This window comes from Labrys sp. F242 (genome assembly GCF_057813875.1).
This window is the reverse complement of the sequence record NZ_JBVASG010000048.1, coordinates 1-290: the sequence shown is the minus strand read 5'-3', so window position 1 is coordinate 290 and position 290 is coordinate 1. Positions and strand designations below refer to the sequence as shown.

1 protein-coding gene is annotated in these 290 nt (G+C 60.0%); it reads left to right on the top strand.

Annotation, left to right across the window (positions count from 1 at the left end):
- Positions 1 to 290, top strand: a 290-nt coding sequence (locus tag ACZYTC_RS34390) for an enoyl-CoA hydratase-related protein (RefSeq protein ID WP_488991774.1), incomplete at both ends; no start/stop codon positions are given.

Sequence of the window (290 nt, the reverse complement as noted above, 5' to 3'; positions counted from 1 at the left end):
GAGGTTATGCGATGACGACGCATTGTTCGACGAGGCGGTCGCCCTCGCAAGCAGGCTGGCAGCAGGGCCGACGAAAGGCCTGGGCAAGACCAAGCGCGCAATTCAGGCGGCGGCAACCAATTCGCTGCACCAACAATTGGAACTGGAACGCGACCTCCAGCGTGAGGCCGGGCATAGCGCCGACTTTGCCGAAGGCGTTGCCGCATTCTTGGAAAAACGCAAGCCGGAGTTCCAAGGACAATTACAACAGCGGATGTTTCGACGGCACAGGAACTCGCCAAAGCCTGTGC